General features: G+C 69.8%; 1 protein-coding gene. It reads right to left on the reverse strand.

Going from position 1 to position 2,131, the window contains the following annotated elements; translation table 11 throughout:
• Positions 1-2,131 (reverse strand): NAD-glutamate dehydrogenase domain-containing protein (locus NI18_RS19055; protein ID WP_037532327.1); only part of this gene is annotated, 2,131 nt, incomplete at both ends.

Raw genomic sequence — 2,131 nt, forward strand, 5'->3', positions numbered from 1 at the left:
CCGGGGCCCCCCAGCCGCGCCCGCGCCCTCGGCGATCGACAGCGCGAGCGTCTGGAGCCGGTTGTCCTCGAGCACGAGATGCGCGACGTCGTCGGTCATGCTGGCGAGCAGCGCATTGCGATCCTCGTAGCCCAGGCGTCCCTCGATCATCTCGCGGTTCAGCGCGATCTTGATGTTGACCTCGTTATCCGAGCAGTCGACGCCCGCCGAATTGTCGATGAAGTCGGTGTTGATCCGCCCGCCACGCTCGGAAAACGCGATGCGCGCGGCCTGCGTGACGCCGAGATTGGCGCCTTCGCCGATCGCGGTGACGCGCAGATCCTCGGCATTGACGCGCAGCCGGTCGTTGGCGGGATCGCCGACCTGGACGTTGTTCTCGGATGCCGCCTTCACATAGGTGCCGATGCCGCCGAACCAGAGCAGGTCGGCGGGCGCCTTGAGGATCGCGGAAATCAGCGCGCCGGGTTCGATCTCGTCGACCGCGATGCCGAGCACGGCCTGCGCCTCGGGCGAGAGACGGATGACCTTGGCGGTGCGCGGATAGACGCCGCCGCCTTCGGAGATCAGCGCGGTGTCGTAATCCGCCCAGCTCGACCGGGGGAGGGCGAACATGCGCGCGCGCTCGTCCCAGCTTGCGGCGGGATCGGGGTTCGGATCGATGAAGATGTGGCGATGGTCGAACGCCGCGACGATCTTGAGCGACTTCGACAGCAGCATGCCGTTGCCGAACACGTCGCCCGACATGTCGCCGCAGCCGACGACGGTGATCGAATCGCTCTGCACGTCGATGCCGCGCTCGGCGAAGTGACGCTGGACCGAGACCCAGGCGCCCTTGGCGGTGATGCCCATAGCCTTGTGATCATAGCCGACCGAGCCGCCGCTCGCGAACGCGTCGCCCAGCCAGAAGTCACGCTCGAGCGCGAGCGCGTTGGCGACGTCGCTGAACGTCGCGGTGCCCTTGTCCGCGGCGACGACGAAATAGGGATCCTCGCCGTCGAGGATCGCGACGCCCGCCGGATGGACGACCTTGCCCTCGACGATGTTGTCGGTGATCGACAGCAGCGTGCGGATGAAGATCCGGTAGCTCTCGGTCCCTTCCGCCAGCCACGCGTCGCGGTTGGACGGGGCGGGGAGCTGTTTGGGATAAAAGCCGCCCTTCGCGCCGGTCGGCACGATCACCGCGTTCTTGACGCGCTGCGCCTTCATCAGCCCGAGAATCTCGGTGCGGAAATCGTCGCGGCGGTCGGACCAGCGCAGGCCACCGCGCGCGACCGGGCCGGCGCGCAGATGGATGCCCTCGATCCGCGGGCTGTACACCCAGATCTCGCGCCATGGCACGGGCGCGGGGAGGCCGGGGATCAGGTGGCTGTCGAGCTTGAACGCGAGCGCTTCGGCCGCGGCGGGCGTGAAGGCGTTGGTGCGCAGCGTCGCGCCGACCAGGCTGTGATAGGCGCGCAGGATGCGGTCGTCGTCGATCGCGGTCACCGCGTCGAGCCCGGCCTCGATCGTCGCGTCGGCATCGGCGGGATGCCCGGCATCGGCCGGATCATGCGCGGCGGCGAAGCGCGCGATCAGCGCGGTCGCGACTCTCGGCGCGCGGCGCAGCGCGTCGACCACCGTCGTCAGGCCGTAGGGCAGCCCCGCCTGGCGCAGATAGCGGAACCAGGCGCGGAACAGCACGACCGCCTGCGGGCTCATCCCGACCTCGACGATCAGCCGGTTGAACGCGTCGTTCTCCGCCGCGCCTTCGAGCACCGCGGCGATCGCGCGCTCGAGCGTCGCGGCGTCGGCCTGCGCGACCGCATCGTTCGCCTCGAGCACGAAGTCGTGCACGAAGGGATCGCTGTCCTCCTGCAGCCGGGTCGGCAATTCGCCGATCACGCGGAAACCGAAATTCTCGAGCACCGGCACGGCATCGGACAGCGGCAGCGCGCCGCCCAGCTTGTAGATCTTGAGCTGGCGGTCTTCGCCGGGCGCGCTGGAGATCAGGCGCACCCCGCGCGACCCCGGCCCGTCGAGCGCGGCGAGCCGCTGGATGTCCTCGGCCGCTTCGGCGGGGCTGCTGAGGTTGCGATAGTTTTGCGGGAAGGCGGCGGCCCAGCGCAGCGCGAGGCGGGCGGCGCGCGGCGAG

The organism is Sphingomonas sp. Ant20 (genome assembly GCF_000783375.1).
In the GTDB taxonomy this organism is placed as follows: domain Bacteria; phylum Pseudomonadota; class Alphaproteobacteria; order Sphingomonadales; family Sphingomonadaceae; genus Sphingomonas; species Sphingomonas aerolata.